Genomic DNA, 21,418 nt, shown 5'->3' on the forward strand with positions numbered 1-21,418 from the left:
GTCTGGTTCACGTGACCGAAGAAGATCTCCGCCCACCCCGCGACCGTGCTCCTCGTCCGGTTCACTCGGAGTCTCTCCGGGTGCCCGTGTGGTGGTGGATCGCCCTGGTCGCGATCACCGCTGCAGCGGCGGCCCTGGCGGCCGCGCTCGGGGCCCGGTGGTGGATGTGGCTGCTGATCGTGGTCATCCCGGCGCTCACGGCCTGGCTTTTCGTCACTGTCAGCCGCGAGAAGATCGAGGTCGAGTCGGACGGGCAGGGCGGCGGGACCCTCTACGCCGGCCGGGCCCGGCTCCCCTTCGACGCCATCTCCCGCACGGCCGTGGTTCCCGCCACCGCCAAGCAGGCCGCCATGGGCCGGCAGCTGGATCCCGAGGCCTTCGTGGTTCATCGCGGCTACATCCCCACGATGGTGATCGTCGTGTTGGACGACCCGCTGGATCCCACGCCGTACTGGTTGATCAGCACCCGGGACCCGGAGGGACTCGCCGCGGCGCTGCCGGACAACCACTACTGCTGACACCACACCTGATGCGTTGATGCCGGGCCCGTCGGGCCCGGCGTCAGTGCTCTGCGGGGGCATCGCCCGACCGGCCGCCGGGATCACCCGGTGGCCGGTCGGCGGGGTCTCAGCCCGCGCAGTCCACGCAGATCTGCAGGCCGTCGCGCTCCTCGGCGAAGCGGCTCCGGTGATGCACGAGGAAGCACTCGCCGCAGGTGAACTCGTTGTCCTGCTCCGGCACCACACGGACCGTCAGTTCCTCACCGGAGAGATCTGCGCCCGGCAGTTCATAGGATTCGGCGGTGTCGGTCTCGTCCACGTCGACCTCGCCCGTGGCGCCCTCGGCGCGTCGGGCCTTGAGCTCTTCCAGCGAATCGCCGGCGAGCTCGTCCGCCTCTGTCCGGCGGGGTGCGTCGTAGTCGGTTGCCATGAGTCTCTTTTCTGCGGGTCCGAGTCGAGGGGTTCGCGCATCGGTCGTGGTCCGACCGGCGCACGCATATTAACGGAATCCCCACGGAATTTCATCCACGGGTTCCTTCCGTGTCCCGGCGGCGGCGCGACTGAGTCGGCGTTTACAGTGTTGCCGAAGGGCCCTGCCGGGCCGTCACGCCGCCCACCTGCAGGAAGGCCATCGATGGTCGCCCACCTGAGCACACAGAGCACTCCGAGCCCGTCCCCCGCTCGGGGGATGGCGCGCCTGCGGGCCCCCTACGTGCTGTTCGTGGTCGCGGTGCTGGTCCTCGGAGGCCTCGTGTGGGCGTTCGCGCTCCGTGGAAATGACGCCGCGACCCAGGCCGTCGCCTGTCCGATCCCGGAGGCTGCGGAGGGGGCCGGCTTGGAGTCGCAGTCGGCCAACGCTCTGGACGAGGTCGAGCCGGCGCTCCTGGACGACACCCGTGTGCGGGTGCTCAACGCCAACGGGCAGAGCGGTCAGGCGGGCGCCGTCGCCGCTCAGCTCGCGGAGAGCGGTTTCCAACCCACGGGCACCGACGCGACCGGCAACGACCCGATTTACGGCCAGGCGCTCGAGTGCCACGGGCAGATCCGCTACGGCGAGGCGGGCGAGGCCAATGCCCGTTCGCTCTCCCTGACGGCGCCGTGCATGCAGCTGGTCACCGACGGCCGGGACGACGCGTCCGTGGATCTCGTGCTGGGCACCACCTTCTCGAGACTGTCCGATTCGGTGTCCTCGGTGGGGGCGCTCGACGAGCTGAAGGTGGGGCGCCAGCCGATCTCCACCGAGCTCGCGGCCGCCCGTTCCGTCAGCTGCTGACAATTCCGGGGCCTGAAGCCGCCGGTTGGTCTCCGGCTGGCCCGACGCCCCTAGAGGACCCCGCAATCCCGTAGCGCCTGCCGGAACGCCTCCGAGACGCCGGGGCCTGCGGCGACGGTGGGCACGGCGTCGTCGTTGGAGGTCGAGACGATCGCTCCCGACTCCGCCGCGATGAGGCCCCCTGCCGCATAGTCCCAGGGCTTGAGGCAGCGCTCGTAGTAGGCGTCGAGACGGCCGGTGGCGAGCATGCACAGGTCGAGCGCCGCGGATCCGCAGCGTCGGATGTCGCGGACCACGGGAAGGAGTGCCGCGACCGCTCTGCCCTGCTCGGCCCGCAGTGTCGCGTCGTAGGAGAACCCGGTGCCGACCAGGGCGAGGGACAGGTCGTCGCAGCCGGATACACCGAGGGTGGTCACCTGACCGTCTGCTGCCCGTAGGGTGGCCCCGCGGTCGAGCGCGGCCGTCCAGGTCTCCCGGGTGACGATGTTGTGAACGGCGCCGACGACGACGACACCGTCGAGTTCAGCCGCGACCGATACCGCGGTGAACGGGATGCCGTAGAGCAGGTTCACCGTCCCGTCCACCGGGTCGACCACCCACCGCACCCGGCTGGCCGCACCGGAGCCGGGGGCCTCGCCGGTCTCCTCACCCAACACCGCGTCGCCGGGCCGGTACGCGGTGATCTCCCCGCGTAGATGACTCTCCACCGACGTGTCGATTACCGTGACCGGGTCCGTCGCCGAGCTCTTGGACCGCGCACCCAGCCCCTGTCCCTCGAATTCGGCGAGCATCCGCCGCGCCACCTCGCCCCCGGAGGTAGCCAGCCGGTCGGCGAGCTCCCGCAACTCGTCGATGACCCCGGGACGGCTGTCGTCCGACCTCGCCGATGCCGTGTCTCCAGTCATGCGATCCTCATCCTCGTCGTCGTTGTCGTCGTCCAATCGGCCCGCTCTGACCGGCGCCGCGGATAGCCTGTCGGGCGGGCGACCACCGCCCATCGTGCCCCGTCCCGCGGGGCCGGATCCATCCCCGCCGTGTATCGCGGCCCGTACCCGGGAGCTCTCCTTGGCCGACACGACCTCTGACTCCTCCGACACCGCCCCCGTCGGCCTGGGGGTGGACGTGGGCGGCACCGGCATCAAGGTCGGGCGGGTGAACCTGGCCGACGGCGAGCTGATCGGCGACCGTCTGCTCAGGCCGACCCCGCAGCCCGCCACCCCCGACGCGATCGCCGCGACGATCCGGGAGATGGTCGACGAGTTCAACTGGGACGGGCCGGTGGGGGTGGCCGTACCGACCGTCATCCACGAGGGGATCGCGCGGATCGCGCCCAACATCGACGAGTCGTGGATCGGTTGCGACGTGGTGGACCTGTTCGACCGCCATCTACCCGGGCGCACGGTCGTGATGCTCAACGACGCCGATGCCGCCGGGCTGACCGAGGTGCACTACGGCGCGGGCGAGGGCGTCGACGGGCTCGTGATCCTTCTCACGATCGGGACCGGGATCGGCTCCGCGCTGCTCATGAACGGACGGCTCATCCCCAACAGCGAGTTCGGCCATCTGATGATCGAGGACATCGCCGGCCGGGGCTTCGATGAGGCCGAACACCTCGCGTCGGGCGCCGTCCGGGCGCGCGAGGAGATGTCCTTCGCCGAATGGGCCCCGCACCTGTCCAACGTGCTTCGCGCGATCGAGGACCTGCTGTGGCCTCGTGCGTTCGTGCTGGGGGGCGGGGTCAGCGAGGCCGCCGACGAGTGGTTCCCGCTCCTGGAGAACCGCACCCCCGTTCGCGCGGCCGTGCGTCTCAACGACGCCGGGATCATCGGTGCGGCCCTCTATGCCGCGGCGCACTCCGGCGCCATCGACCTCGGAGAGGCGCTCTCCGTCACCGAGGACCGACCCGGTTAACCCCGCCGGATGCGACCCTCGCGCCGGTTCCTCGTTACAATGGCGCAGGCCGGACTCATGTACCGGCCGGGGACGGGCCCGGTACCGCAAGGCGGACGGCTCGAGTGTCTGCAGAGCACGCGGCACCGATCCCCGATTCCTATCTAGCAACCGGTTGTGAAGGGGCGTTTGTGGCAGCCACGAAGACCACCAGTTCGGATCCCGCAGAGAGCGGCGATCCGTCAGGCACCGAGGTCACGGGCGCAGCCCCCGCCAAGAAGACCCCCGCCAAGAAGGCGCCCGCGAAGAAGGCCGCGGCCAGGAAGACCCCCGCCAAGAAGACCGCGGCCAAGAAGACGGCTGCGAAGAAGACCGCCGCCAAGAAAACGGCGGCCAAGAAGACCACCTCCCCGGCGTCGTCCGAGGTCGACGAGGATCAGGTCGACGAGTCGGCGGAGAACCTCGAGGCCGAGCCCGACACCTCCGAGCTGGAGGACGTCGAGGTCGAGGATGTCGAGGACGACGAAGAGGCCGACGAAGAAACCAAAGAGGAGCCCTCCGCCAAGGACAAGGCCTCTGGTGACTTCGTCTGGGACGAGGACGAGTCCGAGGCTCTGCGGCAGGCCCGCAAGGACGCCGAGCTCACCGCGTCCGCGGACTCCGTGCGCGCATACCTCAAGCAGATCGGCAAGGTCGCCCTCCTCAACGCCGAGGAGGAGGTGGAGCTCGCCAAGCGCATCGAGGCGGGCCTATACTCCACGTGGTGGATGACGCAGGTTGCCGAGCGCGGCGAGAAGCTCACCACCGCTCAGCGGCGCGACTACAAGTGGATCGAGCGGGACGGCGTCCGCGCGAAGAACCATCTGCTCGAGGCCAACCTCCGGCTGGTCGTCTCCCTGGCCAAGCGCTACACCGGTCGCGGCATGGCGTTCCTGGACCTCATCCAGGAGGGCAACCTCGGTCTGATCCGCGCGGTCGAGAAGTTCGACTACACCAAGGGTTACAAGTTCTCCACGTACGCCACCTGGTGGATCCGCCAGGCCATCACGCGCGCCATGGCCGACCAGGCCCGCACGATCCGTATCCCGGTGCACATGGTCGAGGTCATCAACAAGCTCGGTCGCATCCAGCGTGAGCTGCTCCAGGATTTGGGCCGCGAGCCCACCCCGGAGGAGCTCGCCAAGGAGATGGACATCACCCCGGAGAAGGTACTGGAGATCCAGCAGTACGCCCGGGAGCCTATCTCGCTCGACCAGACCATCGGTGACGAGGGCGACTCGCAGCTCGGCGACTTCATCGAGGACTCCGAGGCCGTCGTCGCGGTGGACGCGGTGAGCTTCACGCTTCTGCAGGACCAGCTTCGGTCCGTGCTTGACACGCTCTCCGAGCGTGAGGCTGGCGTGGTCCGGCTTCGCTTCGGTCTCACCGACGGCCTGCCCCGTACCCTCGACGAGATCGGCCAGGTCTACGGCGTGACCCGCGAGCGGATCCGCCAGATCGAGTCGAAGACCATGTCGAAGCTGCGGCACCCGTCGCGCTCGCAGGTCCTGCGCGACTACCTGGACTGACCCGCCCCGGAGAAATCCGCTGCTCCCCCGCGCGATCCGCTACCCGCCAGGCAGGTAGCGGATCGGGCAACCGAGTAGCGGATTTCGTAGATTTGGTGGAGCCGGTCGGCGGATCTACCAGCTGCGCAGGGTCGAGATCCTCTCGCGGATCTGCTCGGTCGAGGCCATCGGCACAGGCGGACCGCCGCAGGCGTTGCGCAGCTGGGAGTGGATCGCCCCGTGGGATTTGCCCAGGCGGCCCGAGTACACGGAGACCAGGGTGTTGAGCTGGCGCCGCAGATCCTTGAGCTCGGCGGCCGAGGCGACCCGCTCGGCGGCGGCGCCGGCGTGGGCGCCGGGGCCCGCGGCGTTGCCCGGCAGAGTCGCTCCCGACACGGCGGGGTCGGCGCCCACCACGGACACCGCCCCGGGCCCGGAGGCCTGCGCGGAGGAACGATCCCTCATCTGCTCCTTCTCCCGCTGCCGCAGGAGGGCCTTCACGTCGTCCGCTCCCAGCAGTCCGGGGAGCCCGATGTAGTCGGCCTCCTCCTCGCTCCCGGCGAATGTCGCGGTGCCGTACGAAGACCCCTCGTACACGATCTGGTCGAGCTCGGCGTCCGCGCCCAGGGAGATGTAGCCGCGGTCCTCTTCGTCCTCGGTGTTCTCGTCCTGCTGTTGGTTCGCCTGGGCGAGCAGCTGGTCCTCCAGCCCCTCCTCCCGATGCGGCTTACCCAGCACGTGATCGCGCTGGGCCTCCATCTCCGAGGCGAGCTTCAGCAACACGGGCACCGACGGCAGGAACACCGACGCGGTCTCCCCCGGGCGCCGTGAACGCACGAACCGCCCGATGGCCTGGGCGAAGTACAGCGGGGTGGAGGCGCTGGTGGCATAGACGCCCACACTGAGTCGGGGCACGTCGACGCCCTCCGAGACCATGCGGACGGCGACCATCCACTCGTCGGTCGAATCGGAGAAGGCGCCGATCCGGCTCGACGCCGTGGGGTCGTCGGACAGGACCACGGTCGGCGGCTTGCCGGTGATCTCGGTCAGCAACGCCGCATACTCCCGCGCGCGTTCCTGATCGGTGGCGATCACCAGGCCGCCGGCGTCCGGGACGCCGCCCGCGCGGATCTGGCGCAGCCGGGTGTGGGCCGCCTGCAGAACCGCCGGCATCCAGTCGCCGTGCGGGTCGAGCGCGACTCGCCAGGCCCGGGACATCTGGTCCGCGCTGAGCGGCTCGCCGAGGCGGGCCGAGAACTCCTCGCCTGCGTTGGAGCGCCAGCGCGCTTCACCGGAGTAGGCCAGGAAGACGACGGGACGGACGACGCCGTCGGCCAGCGCGTCGGCGTAGCCGTAGGCGTGGTCGGCCTTCGAACGCTGATGGCCCTGACCGTCGGGCTCGTAGGTGACGAACGGGATCGGACTGTCGTCCGAGCGGAACGGTGTCCCCGTCAGCGAGAGGCGGCGCTCGGCGTCCTCGAACGCCTCGCGGATACCGTCGCCCCAGCTCTTCGCGTCACCGCCGTGGTGGATCTCGTCGAGGATCACCAGTGTGCGGCGTGCCGTGGTGCGCCCGCGATGCTTGAACGGGTGCGCTGCGACCTGCGCGTAGGTCACCACCACACCGTGGAACTCGGGAGCGAGTGCCCCCGAGGAGTTGCTGTACTCGGGGTCCAACGCGATCCCGGCACGGGCCGCGGAGGCCGCCCACTGGTACTTCAGGTGCTCGGTCGGCGCGACGACCGTGATCGTGTCGACGGTCCGGTCCGCCAGCAACTCGTTGGCGACCCGGAGGCCGAACGTCGTCTTGCCGGCACCCGGCGTGGCCACGGCGAGGAAGTCCTTGGGCCGGGCCATGAGGTACTTGCGCAGGGCTGTGCGCTGCCAGGCGCGCAGCGACGGCCCGCCGGCCGGCGGGGTGATGAGTTCTGCGGTCAGTTCCTCGGTGCCCGGGACCGCTCCGGGATCACTCACCAGGCTTCAGGGTCTCGTAGACGCGCTTGCACTCCGGGCAAACCGGAGAACCGGGCTTGGCCGAGCGGGTGACCGGGAAGACCTCACCGCACAGGGCGATCACATAGGTCCCCATGACCGCGCTCTCGGCGATCTTGCTCTTGTCCACGTAGTGGAAGAACTTCGGGGCGTCGTCCTCCGTCTCCTCGGTCGTAGTGACCTCAGGACGCTCGAGTGTCTTGGTCCGGGTGGTGCTCACCCCCTCATGATGCCGCACCCGGCCGTCACCGCGCCAACGCTCCAGCGCGCACCCGGGAGTACCTTGGGGTCCATGGCACCCGACTTCCGACGAAAGCGGTCCGGGGATCGGGACGACACCTCGAGCCCCGTCCTCATCACCGGGGCGCGACAGTCGTACCAGGACGAACTCGCGGCCCGGAAGAAGCGGTATTTCCTGTTGATGAGTGTCCGGATCCCGGCACTGTTGCTCGCTGCGGGTGCGCTCGCGCTCTGGAACAACCCGTGGATCGCGCTGGCGATCGTGGCGGGATCGATCCCGATCCCGTGGATCGCCGTGATCGGCGCCAACGATCGCCCGCCGCTCCCCAAGCAGCAGGCACGCACCTATAACGCGGGGCACCTGTCCGCGCCGCGGACGGTGGCCCTGCCGTCCGGGTTGACGGGCAAGACCACCGATGCGCACACCGACCCCCACGGCGAAGGCGAGGCCGACACCGATGCCCCCGAGGACATTGATGAGGCCGATGCCCCCGATGAGGCCGACGACACCGGTGACACCGACGAGCCCACCAGCGGCGACCACTGACGAAAGCGACCCTGAACCCGTGACCCGTTCCACCGACTCCCTCGCGGTTCTCTCCCCCTTTCTGACCGCGGCGTTCCGCGAGCACGGGTACACCGTTCCGGGACTGGAGCGGGCCCTGGGACAGGAGGCCGTCTCGGCGCTCGCCCGCTCGGACGCTGCGGTCGTCCGGCGCCACGCCCGGGACTCCGGCGCGGCCGGCGCGCTGGTGCGTCTGTTCGTGTTGGGCGATGCGCTCCCCCGCGCCGTGGTCACCGAACTGCTTCCGGAGGTCGACCTCGGGGCCGGCGTCGAGGCGGGCCTGTGGTCCCTCGGTGACGACGGCGCGGTGCAGGCACTCGTCGACCTCCGTCCCGTCGACACCGGCCACGGGACCCGCTGGGTGTTCTCTGACGTCGACGGGTCGATGGTTCGCACCGGGACCCGGCCGGACCACGTGCTCGGCGTGGGCCAGGCCACGCTGTCCCTCCTGCGGATCACGCCCACCTCCCCCGCCGGTTCCGTTCTGGATCTGGGCACAGGCTGCGGCATCCAGTTGGTGCACGCGCTCGAGTCCGGCGAGGCCGGGACCGGCACGGACATCACCCCGCGGTGCCTCGAGTTGGCGGAGGCGACTCTGGCGATCAACGCGATGGAGGCCGAGCTCGTCCGGGGCCCGTGGTTCGACCCCGTCGCCGGGCGGACTTTCGACCGGATCGTCGCCAACCCGCCGTTCGTGGTGGGCCCGTCCGAAATGGGGCACTCGTACCGGGAGTCGGGGCTCGCACTCGACGGCGCCAGTCGGACGGTCGTGTCCGGCGCTCCGGAACATCTCGCCGAGGGCGGGACGGCGATCCTGCTGGCGTCCTGGGTCGAGCGGGACGACGTCGACTGGCGTTCGTATGTGGCCGCGTGGGTGCCGGCCGACGGGGTCGATGCCTGGTTCCTCCGCAGGGACTCGTCCGATCCGGGCCTCTACGCGTGGACATGGTTGACCGACGAGGGGATGGACCCGCGCGACGAGTCCACGTGGAAGGCGGCCGACGCCTGGCTGGACCACTTCCGTGACGAGGGCGTGGCGGGCATCGGGTTCGGTTACGTGTATCTGCGACGCATCGACGGCCCGTCGTCGGTGCTGTGTGAGGACCTGACGCATCCCTTCGACGCGGGCCTGGGCGACGAGGCGGAGGCTTATTTCGCCCGCACCGCGTGGCTGCGCGAGGCCGCGCACCGTCACGGAGGCGAGGATGTCGCGCTGGACCGGACCGTCTTCACCGTCTCCCCCGACGTCCATCTGCACGTGTCGGAGTCCTTGGCGCCCACCGGCCCGGACGGCCTGCCGGCGGGTCGCGCCACCGTCGTGGTCGAGCGGGTCACCGGCGCGCGGTGGCGACACGAGATCGATCAGTTCACCGCCACGGTGCTGCGGGGCGCGCGGACGGGCGCCCTTCCGTTGGCGGATCTGGTGATCCTCGCGGGCGCGGCGGCGGGCGCCGACCCGGACGAACTCGCGGCGCCGGTGCGTCGGGTGGTCGTCGACCTGTTCCTGCACGGCTTCCTCGTACCCGCCGGGGTCCCCGGGGTGTTGCCGCCGGGGGCCGAGGCCGCGGCTCCCGGGGGATCGTCCTCCGCCGACGCGTTGGACAGTGCGCCATCGCCGGGGGCCGACGGGTGAGGGCCGTGGTCTCGCGGGTCACCGAGGCCTCGGTGACGGTCGACGACGACGTGGTGGGCGCCCTCCCCGGCCCGGGGCTGTTGGTGCTGTTGGGGGTATCGAACGACGACGACGAGGCGGACATCGACACGATGGTCCGCAAGATCGCGGAGTTGCGGATCCTGCGTGAGGAGAAGAGCGCGGTCGAGGTCGGCGCCCCGGTCCTGGTGGTCAGCCAGTTCACGCTGATGGGTTCGACGGCCAAGGGGCGGCGCCCGTCCTGGTCCCGGGCCGCACCCGGTGAGGTGGCCGAGCCGGCTGTGGCGGCCGTGGTGCGCGGTCTTCGTGACCGCGGACTCGAGGTCTCGACCGGGGTCTTCGGCGCGATGATGCAGGTGCGTTCGGTCAACGACGGCCCGTTCACGCTGCTCATCGAAACCCCGAACCCACGGTGACGGGTATTTCATTCCGCCACATGTCGTGACCGAGATCATCCGCCCGGGAACATTCCCGGCACCCCTGCCGTTGTAGGTGTACGTGACCGGAATACGGACACGATCCTGATCCGTCCACCAGCGACCGACCGCCGGCCCATCCCCCGGGCAAGGCAGGAGGAGGAGACATGACGTCAGCCACCACCCGTTCGGACCATCGGACGGAGGCGGATTCGGACGGCCAGAGCCCCAGTGCCGACCTGGTCCGCGTCTACCTCAACGGGATCGGCAAGACCGCCCTGCTCAACGCTGAGGACGAGGTGGAGCTGTCGAAGCGCATCGAGGCCGGTCTGTACGCCAAGCATCTGCTGGCCACCAAGAAGCGCCTGGGCCCCGTCAAGAAGGCCGATCTCGCGACCATCGTCCGGGAGGGCGAGGCCGCCCGCGCCCACCTCCTCGAGGCCAATCTTCGTCTGGTGGTCTCCCTGGCCAAGCGCTACACGGGCCGTGGGATGCCGCTCCTCGATCTCATCCAGGAGGGCAACCTCGGGCTGATCCGCGCGATGGAGAAGTTCGACTACGCCAAGGGGTTCAAGTTCTCGACCTACGCCACGTGGTGGATTCGCCAGGCCATCACCCGCGGTATGGCCGACCAGTCGCGCACCATCCGGCTTCCAGTGCATCTCGTCGAGCAGGTGAACAAGCTGGCGCGGATCAAGCGTGAGCTGCACCAGCAGCTCGGCCGCGAGTCGACCCTGGAGGAGCTCGCCGAGGAGTCGGGCATCCCCGCGCACAAGATCGAGGAGCTCCTCGACCATTCGCGTGACCCGGTCAGCCTGGACATGCCGGTGGGTGCGGACGAAGAGGCGCCGCTGGGCGACTTCATCGAGGACGCCGAGGCGACCAGCGCCGAGAACACGGTCGTGACCAACGTCATGCACTCGGATGTCCGCGCCGTCCTGGCCACGCTCGAGGAGCGTGAGCAGCAGGTCATCACGCTGCGTTTCGGCCTCAATGACGGTCAGCCGCGGACCCTCGACCAGATCGGCAAGCGCTTCGGCCTGTCCCGTGAGCGCGTGCGTCAGATCGAGCGCGAGGTCATGGCCAAGCTCCGCGAGGGCCGTCGCGCTGACAAGCTGCGGTCGTACGCCGTCTGACACCGCGGACCTCGTAGGACCCCGTCAACCCGAAACGGCCCCGCCTGGAGGGCGGGTTCACATGATCGTCGCAATACTCTCAACGAGAGGTTGCGGCGATCATGTCGTTTCAGCAGGACTGCGTTCGATTCGGTGATGAGCTGGCCCGGCTCGTCGACGGCGGTGTATCGGTGAAGGATGCTGCGGTCGCGCTAGGGCTTCCTCGCGATCGTTGCTACGCCATCTTGCGGGCGATCGGCCTGCCCGCCGGCCAGCCACGAGGTAAGCGGCGTGGCGCTGCTGATCACGCGGTGATCGTGTCGGTGTTCGATAGAACAGGATCGATCAATCAGGCCGCGAAAGCGTGCCAGGTCTCGCATTCGGCCGCGCGCAGAATCCTGGTCGCCCAAGGCCTCGTGCCCAGCGAAAAGCTCCGTCCTCAAGGCAAGAGCGAGGCCAAGCGGCGCTTCGACGAGTTGGTGGCGCAAGGCTGGTCGACGGCGCGAGCTGCCCGTGAGGTGGGCGTGAACCCTCGCACCGGCCGTGACTGGCACAAGGGCATCCGCAAGGTTGGCGACACGCGGGTTCACCCTGATGGCAGGGTCGTGGACTACCGGCGCCGATCCGGCTACACACAGACGGTGACCAGTGCGATCTGCGAAGCTGTCGTCAGTCCTGCGGTCAGTGACCGCTACCTGTCGATCGAGGACAGGGTTGCCATCGCCGACGGGCTGGCGGTCAGGGACTCGCTTCGCACGATCGCGGCACGAATCGGCAAAAACGTCTCCACGGTCTCAAGGGAGGTCCGCCGGCACAGCAGCACGGGCCGGTATCTGCCCTACCAGGCCGATCGAAGCGCTGCCGCGGCCCGGGCACGGCCCAAGCAGGCCAAACTGGTGACGAACGCGGTCCTGAGGGCAGCGGTCGAGGAAGGCCTGTTCCGGAAACTATCCCCAGAGCAGATCTCGCATCGCCTGCGCCGGGATCACCCCGACGACGAAAGCATGCGGGTGAGCCACGAAACGATCTACCAGGCGCTGTACTTCCAAGCCCGTGGCGGCCTCAAACGCGAGGTAAAGAACGCACTTCGCACCGGCCGCACCAGGCGCAAGCCACAGCGCAAAGAAGGCGAACGGTATCAGCGGTTCACCGATCCGATGGTCATGATCAGTGATCGCCCCGCCGAGGTCGACGACCGCGCCATTCCCGGGCACTGGGAAGGCGACTTGATCACCGGCGAGCTGAACAAGACCGCAATCGGCACCCTGGTGGAACGCTCCACCCGCTACACGATGCTGCTCCATCTGCCCGACGGGCACGACGCTGAACAGGTCCGCGATGCGCTGATCGTGGCCATGCGTGCAATGCCCGCGCACTTGCGTGGGTCGCTGACCTGGGACCAGGGAGCCGAGATGGCCCGGCATAAGCAAGTCAGCATGGCCACCGACATGGCCGTCTACTTCTGCGACCCGGCCAGCCCATGGCAGCGCGGCAGCAACGAAAACACCAACGGACTACTGCGCCAGTACTTCCCCAAGGGCACCGACCTCAGCGTCTACGGGCCAGAAGACCTCGAACACGTCGCCCAGGAACTCAACGGCCGTCCACGCAAAACGCTCGGCTGGGATACCCCAGCCGAGCGCCTGCGTGATTTAATTACCGCCAACTAACAGCAGTGTTGCGTCGACCCCTTGAAACCGCCTTTCCGGTGGGGCCGTTTCGTCGTCTGCGGACCGGTTCTAGCGAAGTCGGCGCGGACCTTCGTCCCCGCTGAACAACGGCGGAGGCCCGAGCTGCACGCTCGCGAAGAGCACGGACAGACCGCTGGGCGTGGCCAGCCCCGGATCCAGTGAGAGCTTGCGCATCTCCGGCACATCCTCGGCCAGGCAGGACACTCGTCCCATGAGGTCGACGAGCGCCCGCCGGTCCGCCGGCGTGTCGCCCGCGTACCCGTCCAGGATCGGGGCCGCCCGGGGCCGGTCGAGCAATGCCGCGGCCTCCGTCGGGGAGATCGGCAGCGTGCTGAAGGCCCGGTCCGCGAGGAGGTCCGAGAGCAGCCCGGACAGTCCGAACGAGATCAGGGACCCGAAGATCGGATGGTCGGCGACCCGGATCGTGACGGCGACTCCCTTGGTGGCCATCTTCTGCACGTGAAGTGAGCGCGACCCGGTGGAGGACTGCAGGTAGTCGAACGCGTGCCGGACGGCGCCGGCGTCGGCCAGATCGAGCCGGACCCCGGACTGATCGCTCCGGGTGCGCCACTTCTCGCTCATCGCCTTGACCGCGACCGGGTATCCGAGTTCGTCGGCGGCCATCACGGCCTGCTCGACGTCGGTGGCGACGCGGTAGTCGACGATGTCGATGCCGTAGCACTCGAGTAGCGCCCGCACCTGGCCCTGTGTGAGCTCGAACGAGTCGGTACCGGCGTTGAGGTGGCACAGCGAGTCGACGAGTTCGCGGGCACGCACACGGTCGATGTCCTCGAACTCGGCGGGTTCCTCTGCGGGGCGATCCAGCCATTCGGCGTAGCGTCGGGCCCGCACCAGCGCGGACACCGCTCGCTCCGGGTACGGATACGAGGGGATGGATCCGCGCGAGGCGACGCCGGACTCATCGGTCACGGTCAGTCCCTCCGGAAGGCCCTCCCCCGCGAGGAACGTACTGACGACGGGCTTCTCGCTCTCCGCAGCGGCGGCGCGGATGGCCTCGGCGAACTTGTCCGGTTCCGTGGCCACAGGGGGTACGAACACCGTCAGGACGGAGTCCACCTCATCACGGTCGAGGGCGTCGGAGATCGCGGTCCGAAAGTCCTCCGGGTTCGCTCCGGCCCCGAGGTCGACCGAATGGGCGACGGTGAAGCCCTGCAACCGCGCCGAGTCACCACCGAGGCGAGCCACAGCCGACGAGTTCCCGACGATCCCCAGCCGGCCACCGGCGGGTAGCGGCTGATACGCGAGGAGCGTGGCGGTGTCGAACATGTCGGTGATCGAGTCGACCTGGATGAGACCTGAGTCGCGGAAGAGGCCGCGGATCGCCGACGCGGTGAGCCCCTCGACACCGGATTCGAGGTCGTCGGCGGCGCGCCGCACCACCACGACCGGCTTGTTGCGGGCTATCCGCCGGGCGATCCGGGAGAACTTCCGCGGGTTACCGAAGCTCTCGAGGTACAGCAACACCACCTCGGTGGCCGAGTCGGTGTCCCAGTACTGCATCAGGTCGTTACCCGAGACGTCGGCGCGGTTACCCGCGGAGACGAACGTGGACAGACCGAGTCGACGCCGTGCCGCCGCGGCGAGGATCGTGATGCCCAGAGCACCGGACTGGCAGAAGAACCCCACCCGTCCGGGGCCGGGCACCAGTTCCGCCAGGGTCGCGTTGAGCTGGACGTCGGAGGAGGTGTTGATCACGCCCAGCGCGTTCGGTCCGACCACGCGCATGCCGTGCGCGCGCGCCTCGCTGACGAGACGCCGCTCCGAAACGACTCCCGCACTTCCGACGTCGGAGAATCCCGCCGAGATGACGACGAGGGTCGACACGCCCTTGGACAGGCAGTCGTCGAGGACCTCCGACATCGACGCAGCCGGGACGGCGACCACCGCGAGGTCCACCGGATCCGGGATGTCCCGGACGCTCGCGTAGGCGCGCACCGACTGCACCGAGTGGGCGTCCGAGTTGACCGGGTACACCGGCCCGGAGAACCCGTTGGCGATGAGGTTTCGCAACACAGTGTGGCCGATCTTGCCGACCTGGTCCGACGCTCCGATCACGGCCACTGATGCGGGGTTGAGAACCCGGGCGACGCTTCGCGACTCGGCCGCCGCCTCGCGGGAGTTCCGGACGTTGGTCAGCGCCTCGGTCGGGTCGATGGCGAATTCCAGGTGCAGGGTCGAGCCGTCGAACGACCGTGAGATCTCGTACCCGGCCCTACGGAAGACCTGGATCATCGAGCGGTTCTCCGACAGGACCTCCGCCTCGAAATGGTCGATACCGCACTCCGCGGCCGCGCCGGCCAGATGTTCGAGGAAGATCGACCCCAGGCCCCGGCCCTGGTGCTGGTCCGAGATGGTGAACGCGACCTCCGCGAACGTCGAGTCAGGTAGCCGCTCGTAGATCGCGATCCCGATGATCTCCGCACCGAGCTCCGCCACGAACGCCATCCGATCGCGGTAGTCCACATTGGTCATCCGCCGGAGCTCGCGATCCGAGAGAACATCGCGCGATCCGAAATACCGCAGGTAGCGGGTCCGTTCTGACAAGCTCGTGTGGAACCGCGAGATCTTCTCGGAGTCCTCGGGGAGGATCGGCCGGACCCGGACCGCCCGGCCGTCGGAGCCGAGGACATCGGCCGCCCACTCGTGTGGATACCCGTCCGGGTAGACGTCCACCGAGGTGTCGGTCGAGGCGTGCTCGGGAGGTTCCACCGCCGGGGGTCCACCGGTCTTGGAGGTCTGGTTCGTCGGATCGCCGGTCGGAGTGTCTCCAAGGTGCGCCATGTGTGGTCCTCCAGGGGCGGAGTTCATCGGTCGGTCAGTGGTCATCGTGCGGGGTGACCACGGAGCGGTCACCCGTGGGGTCAGTCCCTCGGATCGTCGGGGTCGAGCCCGTGCAGTGGGAACACCGAGCGCCTGGTATCGAGGATGGACTGGTCCAGTCGAGCCAGCGACCGGTCGATCTCGACGCCCCGGTCGGCCCCGGCCGGCTCCCACGGGGTGTACTCCGGGATCTCCCCATCGCTCATGGACTGCGGCACCCGGTCCGGCACGGTGAGTCGGCCGGCCATAGTCCGCCACGATTCCGGCACCACGGTGTCCGGGTCCACCGGCACACCGAGCACGGCCCCGATGAGGTGGGTCCACGACCTCGGGACCACCCGGACCAGCTCGTACCCGCCGCCCCCGATCGCGATGAGCCGACCCTCGCAGATCTCGTCCGCCAACGCGACCACGTCGAGATAGGACCGGCGATGCCCGTCGACGCTGAGCGACAGGTCCGCGAGCGGGTCCTCGCGGTGCGAGTCGCATCCGGCCTGCAGGACGATGATCTGCGGCTCGAATGCCCGCAGCAGCCCGGGGACCACGGCATGGAAACCGCGGAGCCACAGCGGATCGGTGACGGCGGGCAGATAGGCGAGGTTGACGGACGTGCCCTCGGCCCGGCCCACGCCGGTCTCGGACGCCCAGCCCGTCGAGGGCCACAGCGTGGCGGGGTGCTGGTGCAACGAGACCGTGAGAACCCGCGGATCCTCGTAGAAGGCGGTCTGGACCCCGTCGCCGTGGTGGACGTCGATGTCGACATAAGCGACGCGGTCGTAGCCGTTGTCGAGCAACCAGCTGATCGCCACGGCGACGTCGTTGTACACGCAGAAGCCGGCGGCGGCAGCCGGCATCGCATGGTGCATCCCGCCCGCGACCGACACAGCCCGGGTGGCGACACCGTCCGCGATCGCGCGCGCCGCGGCGAGCGTTCCGCCGGCCACAGCCGCGCTGGCCTCGTGCATCCCCGGGAACGTCGGGTTGTCGGCGGTTCCCAGCCCGTGACTCATTCCCACGTGCTCACCGGGCGGCAGATCGCCGGCGGCCTTGACCGAGTCGATATACCGCGAGGTATGGACGCGGAGAAGCTCCTCGTCCGTCGCCGATCCGGGATCGATCAGCTCCACTCCCCGGAGAACGCCGAGCTCCGTGGCCAGCGACATCGTCAGATCAAGTCGCCGCGGACTCATCGGGTGGTCCGCCGAGTGGCGGTACTCCAACAGCGACGGACTCCACACCACCCCCGCCGCGACTCCGTCCCGGATGCCCGTCATGGTCACCGTCCTCCCGTCTCCGCCGGGTGATTCCCGGCTTCGCCTCCCCGGCGGAAACCGGGGTCTGCGTCACCCGCGAATCTACGCAACGTACTGCGGTGCGGCCCGGGTTTGAGAGCGCTCCACCCCGGTCGGTGCCGCGACGGTAGGCTCGGTGCCGACGAGATCCACGGGCACGGGTAGCCCACGGATCAGTAGGACAATCTCTCTACCGGCTTTTCGACTCGGAGGACTGCAGCGTGAAGGACCTGGTGGACACCACCGAGATGTACCTCCGCACCATTTACGAGCTGGAGGAGGAAGGTGTCATCCCGCTGCGTGCGCGGATCGCCGAACGCCTCGAGCAGAGTGGCCCGACCGTGAGCCAGACGGTCGCGCGCATGGAGCGGGACGGGCTTGTGCTGGTGGCCCCGGATCGCCATCTCCAGCTCACTCCCCACGGCCGGGAGCTCGCGGTGGACGTTATGCGTAAGCACCGCCTCGCCGAAAGGCTCCTGGTCGATGTGATCGGACTGGAACTGGAGAAGGTCCACTCCGAGGCGTGTCGATGGGAACACGTCATGAGTGACGACGTCGAGCGTCGCCTCATCGAGGTGCTCGACGATCCCCGTACCTCCCCGTACGGCAACCCCATCCCCGGTCTCGAGCGGATCGGGTACAGCTCCGCGACGGGGGAGGAGCTGACGTACATCCGACTCTCGGAACTCGAACCCGATGTGCCCCACCAGGTGCGCATCCAGGCGATCGGCGAGAACGTCCAGATCGACACCGAGCTCATCTCCGAGTTCCGGGCCACCGGCGTAGAGCCCCTCAAGACCGTCACCGCCACCCGTCGCGGCCACCTCGTGGAGCTCAACTCCGGGTCCGGTCACACGGTCGAGATCGACGGGGATCATGCGCACGCGATCCAGGTCGAGCTCCTCCCGTGAAGCTCCTCGTCACAGGCGGCGCCGGGTACGTCGGCGGGGTCTGCGCCACCGTCCTCGTCGAGCGCGGTCACGAGGTGGTGATCCTCGACGACCTGTCGACCGGCAATCGTGAGGGTGTCCCCGAGGGCGCGACCTTCATCGAAGGCGATGTCGCCGCGAGCGTCGGGGACGTCCTCGACCCGTCCTTTGACGGGGTCCTGCATTTCGCGGCTCGGTCCCTCGTGGGCGAGTCGGTGGAGAGGCCCGGCGAGTACTGGCAGGGCAATGTCGTCACCTCATTGACCCTGCTCGATGCGATGCGCACCGCCGGTGTGGGAAACCTCGTCTTCTCCTCCACCGCAGCGACCTACGGCGAGCCCGAGCAGGTACCGATCACCGAGGACATGCCGACGAGGCCCACCAACACCTACGGGGCGACCAAGCTCGCGATCGATCACGCCATCAGCTCGTACGCCGCGGCCCACGGGTTGGCGGCCACCAGCCTGCGGTACTTCAACGTGGCCGGCGCCTACGGGGCCGCGGGCGAGAACCGCGTCGTGGAGACCCACCTCATCCCGCTGGTTCTGCAGGTCGCTCTCGGACACCGCGAGGACATCAAGGTGTTCGGTGACGACTGGCCCACCCCGGACGGCACCTGCATCCGCGACTACATCCATGTCGCAGATCTCGCCGATGCGCACGTTCTCGCCCTCGAGTCCAACTCCCCGGGTGTCCACCGGATCCTCAACCTCGGTAGTGGCGAGGGGTTCTCGGTGCGTGAGGTCATCGACGTGTGTCGCGAGGTCACGGGCCGCCCGATCCCGGATGTCATCGCGCCTCGACGGGCCGGAGATCCCGCGGTGTTGGTCGCGTCCAGCGCCAGGGCGATCGCCGAGCTCGGCTGGACGCCCGGCCGTACCGATCTACGCACGGTCGTCGAGGATGCATGGAAGTTCACCGAGGCGCTCGGGGATCGCGCTCACTCGGCTGCTCATTGACAACACCGCCGCTGACGGCGAGCGACACGAGCACGCACGCACAGCCCGCCGGGCACCCGAAAGATCAGTGTCGGGCGGGCTGTGCGCGAACCAGTCGACGCGGAACCCCTGCGGCAGGCCCCCGCCTGTCAGCACCTCGTCACGGCCCCTCCCCTCTCACCGCTGCCCTGATCCGGCGTCGCGAGCTCCTCATGCCGCCGCCACCTGTCTGAGGCGTTCGGGGGCGATCCCCTCGATCAGACCGTTCAGGATGAGCCGCGCCAGCGAGTTCGTGGCATCGGCCTGCACCGCTGCGGAGAGCGCGGCGTTCGCATGGACACCACTTCCCGCGAAGTAGGCCGCGGCACCGAGGAGGAGCAGAGCCACCGAACGCTCCTTCGGGGGTCGTCGACGAGCCAGGGCCCACCAGAGCAGGCGGCGGCCGTCGTCGTCGGTCAGTGTGCGCTGGGCCAGGTTCCGATAGACCTCGTCACGGACATCGATCGACAGCAGGCCGCGTCCGATCACCGCGAGCTCGTCGTCGTCGACCCGCTCCCCGGTTCCCAGGCACGCGGCGGCGGAGTCGTGCCGCGCCACCAGCTCGGACGTCTCCGCCATCGCCGTTGCATCGGTGTCACCTCCATCCGAGTCCCGCGCGTCCGGGTCGCGGGTCAGGTACAGGCGGTCGATGTCGCTCCTCGACGCCGCGACCGACCGCCCCTGGAACGCGTACACCGCAGCCAGATGCGTGGCGTCGGGATCGAGTTGGATTCCCCGGACCATCCCGAACAGATCCACCCACGGGGCACCCGCCGCGAACTCCTCCACCCCGAACGCATTGACGACCTCCGTGCCCGCCAACCCCAGCCGGTAGTCGAACGCGGCTGCCGCGTCCATCGCCCGCTGACCAGCGAGATACCCGTCGATGCAGTCCTCCCGCACCACGATCAGGTGTACCGACCGGACCCCTTCCCGCGCGCAGAACTCTGCCAGGCTCTGGGCCGGACCCGGATCGATCCCGCCGACCAGCCCCGACTCCCCGTCCGGAGCATCGAGACCGGGTTCACCGAACAACTCGCCCTCCGTGGGGGCGATCGTGTCCTCGTCCTGGAGCCCGGGCACATCCACCCGCATGACCGGCGCATTGCCGCCGTCGGACATCCTCCCGCCCACCAGCACGACCGACCCCGGGGGCGGAGGAAAACCGAGCATCGCCGGGACGGAGGCGATCATCTCCTCCGGCGAACTGATCACCACCCGCTCCCGCTCGTTTTGACCGTCGTCTCCGATTCGGCCCCGTGTCGTCATCGCCGTCCACCCGTCTCTCCTCGCGCGGCCCCGTCCCGGATCTGGGAACGCGGTCCGCGGGTGTCGTCCACCGCCCCAACCCTCATGCATCCGGGCAGCGCCGCCCGCTCCTGCGGACGTCTGTGACGCGCACCTGTGGAGGAAGCAGTGCGTGCGGGGAATCATCCACCGCGGCCTGACGTTGGCAAAGGGGTGAGTACCCGTCCCGAATGGACGACCGCACGAGCTTCGTCACCCCGTTGACGAAGTGCGGTGATGAGAGGAGTCGACATGGCCAGGCACAGCGATCTGTACCGACTGATCCAACCCCTTCCCGATCTGCGGTCCGCGGACGGTCGGGGGCCGGTGCTCGTGCACGGACTCGAGGGGTTCTCCGATGCGGGACAGGCGATCGAGGGCGCCACCGAGCACCTCCGTGACTCCCTGGACTCGCAGTTGATCGTCGAGTTCGACGCGGATCAGCTCGTCGACTACCGGTCACGGCGCCCGCATCTGAAGTACTCCTTCGACCACTTCGCGAGCTACGACGAGCCCACGATCCAGATCCACGCCGTCAAGGACGCGGACGGAAGCTCCTTCCTGCTGCTGTCCGGTCTCGAGCCGGACCTGCGATGGGACGGCTTCACCGAGTCCGTCATCGATCTGGCGGGGGCGTTCGGCGTCCGCATGTCCATCGGGCTCGGTTCGATCCCGCTCGGCGTGCCCCACACCCGGCCCACCAACGCCAGCGCCCATGCAAGCGACGTGGACCTGATCCGTGGCTTCACCGCCTGGCCCGGTGAGTTCTCGGTGCCCGGAAACGTCAGCTCCCTCCTCGAACTCCGGATGTCCGAGCACGGCATCCCGTCGGCGGGATTCACCGTTCACGTACCCCAGTACCTCTCGCAGACCGCCTACCCGGCGGCCGTGCTCAACCTGGTCGGGAGCATCGCCAAGGTCGGCGGACTCGATCTGCCCACCGAGGAACTGGAGAAGTCAGCGGAGGAGTTCGCGTCCCAGGTGAACGCGCAGATCGCCCACAATGCGGAGATCCTCACGGCCATCGAGCACATGGAAAAGCAGTACGACGAGTTCATGGAGGCACGGATGGGCTCGGACTCGCTCAATCCCGGAGGCAAGCCGTTGCCCTCCGGCGACGAGATCGGTGCGGAGTTCGAGCGCTTCCTCGCCCAGCAGTCAGGCGGAGACTCCGACGGCGGACCGCAGCCCGGCGAGTGACGAGGCCGGGCG

Annotated in this window: 19 protein-coding genes; 12 read left to right on the forward strand and 7 right to left on the reverse strand. The window is 69.0% G+C overall.

The window, feature by feature from the left end:
• The first annotated feature begins 11 nt into the window (after positions 1–11).
• Positions 12–518, forward strand: a complete 507-nt coding sequence (locus tag K3888_RS04460) for a DUF3093 domain-containing protein (protein WP_230929014.1) — start codon at positions 12–14, stop codon at positions 516–518.
• A gap of 109 nt (positions 519–627) precedes the next feature.
• Here the strand turns inward: K3888_RS04460 and K3888_RS04465 are convergent, their stop codons facing one another.
• Complete coding sequence (locus K3888_RS04465) at positions 628–930, reverse strand: DUF4193 domain-containing protein (RefSeq protein WP_230929015.1); 303 nt, start codon at positions 928–930, stop codon at positions 628–630.
• A 204-nt stretch (positions 931–1,134) separates the two neighbouring features.
• Between K3888_RS04465 and cei the strand changes: the two genes are divergently transcribed.
• Entirely contained in the window at positions 1,135–1,773 is a 639-nt protein-coding gene (cei, locus tag K3888_RS04470) for an envelope integrity protein Cei (RefSeq protein WP_230929016.1), read from the forward strand.
• A 50-nt stretch (positions 1,774–1,823) separates the two neighbouring features.
• Here cei and K3888_RS04475 read toward each other — a convergent pair whose 3' ends face one another.
• Complete coding sequence (locus K3888_RS04475) at positions 1,824–2,678, reverse strand: inositol monophosphatase family protein (RefSeq protein WP_230929017.1); 855 nt, start codon at positions 2,676–2,678, stop codon at positions 1,824–1,826.
• A gap of 160 nt (positions 2,679–2,838) precedes the next feature.
• Between K3888_RS04475 and ppgK the strand changes: the two genes are divergently transcribed.
• Both ppgK and K3888_RS04485 read left to right on the forward strand, forming a co-directional pair.
• The gene (ppgK, locus tag K3888_RS17815; RefSeq protein WP_230929018.1) at positions 2,839–3,684 is read left to right on the forward strand and encodes a polyphosphate--glucose phosphotransferase; all 846 of its coding nucleotides are present in this window, start codon (positions 2,839–2,841) and stop codon (positions 3,682–3,684) included.
• Positions 3,685–3,788: 104 nt separating this feature from the next.
• Positions 3,789–5,231 (forward strand): RNA polymerase sigma factor, encoded by a 1,443-nt coding sequence (locus K3888_RS04485; protein ID WP_295647794.1) that lies wholly within the window; start codon positions 3,789–3,791, stop codon positions 5,229–5,231.
• Between the two features lie 114 nt (positions 5,232–5,345).
• Here the strand turns inward: K3888_RS04485 and K3888_RS04490 are convergent, their stop codons facing one another.
• Both K3888_RS04490 and K3888_RS04495 read right to left on the reverse strand, forming a co-directional pair.
• Complete coding sequence (locus K3888_RS04490) at positions 5,346–7,148, reverse strand: DEAD/DEAH box helicase (protein WP_230929091.1); 1,803 nt, start codon at positions 7,146–7,148, stop codon at positions 5,346–5,348.
• 28 nt (positions 7,149–7,176) lie between these two features.
• Entirely contained in the window at positions 7,177–7,422 is a 246-nt protein-coding gene (locus tag K3888_RS04495; protein WP_230929020.1) for a DUF3039 domain-containing protein, read from the reverse strand.
• A 72-nt stretch (positions 7,423–7,494) separates the two neighbouring features.
• On the opposite strand from K3888_RS04495, the gene K3888_RS04500 reads away from it, so the two are divergent.
• The 5 genes from K3888_RS04500 (at position 7,495) to K3888_RS04520 (ending at position 12,859) form a co-directional block, all read left to right on the forward strand.
• Positions 7,495–7,989 carry a DUF3099 domain-containing protein gene (locus K3888_RS04500; protein ID WP_230929021.1) on the forward strand — a complete coding sequence of 165 codons (495 nt, stop codon included), beginning with the start codon at positions 7,495–7,497 and terminating at the stop codon, positions 7,987–7,989.
• 19 nt (positions 7,990–8,008) lie between these two features.
• Complete coding sequence (locus K3888_RS04505; protein ID WP_230929022.1) at positions 8,009–9,640, forward strand: DUF7782 domain-containing protein; 1,632 nt, start codon at positions 8,009–8,011, stop codon at positions 9,638–9,640.
• On the forward strand, positions 9,637–10,074 hold the full coding sequence (dtd, locus tag K3888_RS04510) for a D-aminoacyl-tRNA deacylase (protein ID WP_230929023.1): 438 nt from the start codon (positions 9,637–9,639) through the stop codon (positions 10,072–10,074). The genes K3888_RS04505 and dtd overlap by 4 nt, the downstream gene beginning before the upstream one ends.
• A 167-nt stretch (positions 10,075–10,241) precedes the next feature.
• On the forward strand, positions 10,242–11,210 hold the full coding sequence (locus K3888_RS04515) for a sigma-70 family RNA polymerase sigma factor (RefSeq protein ID WP_230929024.1): 969 nt from the start codon (positions 10,242–10,244) through the stop codon (positions 11,208–11,210).
• Positions 11,211–11,668: 458 nt separating this feature from the next.
• Positions 11,669–12,859: an IS30 family transposase gene (locus K3888_RS04520; RefSeq protein WP_230929092.1), complete on the forward strand. Its 1,191-nt coding sequence runs from the start codon at positions 11,669–11,671 to the stop codon at positions 12,857–12,859.
• Between the two features lie 69 nt (positions 12,860–12,928).
• Here K3888_RS04520 and K3888_RS04525 read toward each other — a convergent pair whose 3' ends face one another.
• Both K3888_RS04525 and K3888_RS04530 read right to left on the reverse strand, forming a co-directional pair.
• The gene (locus K3888_RS04525) at positions 12,929–15,682 is read right to left on the reverse strand and encodes a bifunctional acetate--CoA ligase family protein/GNAT family N-acetyltransferase (RefSeq protein WP_230929025.1); all 2,754 of its coding nucleotides are present in this window, start codon (positions 15,680–15,682) and stop codon (positions 12,929–12,931) included.
• A gap of 80 nt (positions 15,683–15,762) precedes the next feature.
• Positions 15,763–16,995, reverse strand: coding sequence for an acetoin utilization protein AcuC (locus K3888_RS04530; RefSeq protein WP_230929026.1), 1,233 nt, complete (start codon positions 16,993–16,995; stop codon positions 15,763–15,765).
• Positions 16,996–17,234: 239 nt separating this feature from the next.
• Here K3888_RS04530 and K3888_RS04535 point away from each other — a divergent pair, with 239 nt between their 5' ends.
• Positions 17,235–17,924, forward strand: coding sequence for an iron-dependent transcriptional repressor DtxR (locus K3888_RS04535; RefSeq protein WP_230929027.1), 690 nt, complete (start codon positions 17,235–17,237; stop codon positions 17,922–17,924).
• Positions 17,921–18,901 (forward strand): UDP-glucose 4-epimerase GalE, encoded by a 981-nt coding sequence (gene galE, locus K3888_RS04540; RefSeq protein WP_230929028.1) that lies wholly within the window; start codon positions 17,921–17,923, stop codon positions 18,899–18,901. Before K3888_RS04535 ends, galE begins: the two co-directional genes overlap by 4 nt.
• Positions 18,902–19,090: 189 nt before the next feature.
• On the opposite strand, the gene K3888_RS04545 is transcribed toward galE, so the two are convergent.
• Positions 19,091–20,188, reverse strand: a complete 1,098-nt coding sequence (locus tag K3888_RS04545; protein ID WP_230929029.1) for a DUF4192 domain-containing protein — start codon at positions 20,186–20,188, stop codon at positions 19,091–19,093.
• A gap of 270 nt (positions 20,189–20,458) precedes the next feature.
• On the opposite strand from K3888_RS04545, the gene K3888_RS04550 reads away from it, so the two are divergent.
• Positions 20,459–21,406 (forward strand): proteasome assembly chaperone family protein, encoded by a 948-nt coding sequence (locus tag K3888_RS04550; protein ID WP_230929030.1) that lies wholly within the window; start codon positions 20,459–20,461, stop codon positions 21,404–21,406.
• Positions 21,407–21,418: the final 12 nt, after the last annotated feature.

Source organism: Dietzia aurantiaca, assembly GCF_021033825.1.
Classification (GTDB): Bacteria; Actinomycetota; Actinomycetes; order Mycobacteriales; family Mycobacteriaceae; genus Dietzia; species Dietzia aurantiaca.

Excerpts from the sequence above, each read along its gene's own strand:
- K3888_RS04465 (WP_230929015.1), bottom strand. The coding sequence starts at position 930 with ATGGCAACCGACTACGACGCACCCCGCCGGACAGAGGCGGACGAGCTC.
- cei (WP_230929016.1), top strand. The coding sequence starts at position 1,135 with ATGGTCGCCCACCTGAGCACACAGAGCACTCCGAGCCCGTCCCCCGCT.
- K3888_RS04475 (WP_230929017.1), bottom strand. The coding sequence starts at position 2,678 with ATGACTGGAGACACGGCATCGGCGAGGTCGGACGACAGCCGTCCCGGG.
- K3888_RS04500 (WP_230929021.1), top strand. The coding sequence starts at position 7,495 with ATGGCACCCGACTTCCGACGAAAGCGGTCCGGGGATCGGGACGACACC.
- K3888_RS04515 (WP_230929024.1), top strand. The coding sequence starts at position 10,242 with ATGACGTCAGCCACCACCCGTTCGGACCATCGGACGGAGGCGGATTCG.
- K3888_RS04525 (WP_230929025.1), bottom strand. The coding sequence starts at position 15,682 with ATGGCGCACCTTGGAGACACTCCGACCGGCGATCCGACGAACCAGACC.
- K3888_RS04530 (WP_230929026.1), bottom strand. The coding sequence starts at position 16,995 with ATGACGGGCATCCGGGACGGAGTCGCGGCGGGGGTGGTGTGGAGTCCG.
- K3888_RS04545 (WP_230929029.1), bottom strand. The coding sequence starts at position 20,188 with ATGACGACACGGGGCCGAATCGGAGACGACGGTCAAAACGAGCGGGAG.
- K3888_RS04550 (WP_230929030.1), top strand. The coding sequence starts at position 20,459 with ATGGCCAGGCACAGCGATCTGTACCGACTGATCCAACCCCTTCCCGAT.